Genomic DNA, 236 nt, shown 5'->3' on the forward strand with positions numbered 1-236 from the left:
GGCTTTTTGAGCCTGATTACTTTCCTGGCCTCCATGATTGTGGGACATTCGTTTATTGAAGCGGCTCCCTGGATGGCTGGATTTGGACCTGAGTTTTACATGCCTGAAATCGCCACCTACTTTATCAGTGCAGGCTCGCTGACCACCCTGATGATAGCTACCGGCTTTTTGGTGGGCATTCCGTTGCTGGCCATTTTGTTTGTGGGTACCAAGCTGGTGTTCCGCTTTCAAACCAA

Annotated in this window: 1 pseudogene; it reads left to right on the forward strand. The window is 50.0% G+C overall.

What is annotated here, in order from left to right:
- Positions 1 to 236: pseudogene (locus Q1A18_RS19035) on the forward strand (hypothetical protein); the annotation flags it as partial.

This window comes from uncultured Sunxiuqinia sp., assembly GCF_947495665.1.
Taxonomy (GTDB): domain Bacteria; phylum Bacteroidota; class Bacteroidia; order Bacteroidales; family Prolixibacteraceae; genus Sunxiuqinia; species Sunxiuqinia rutila.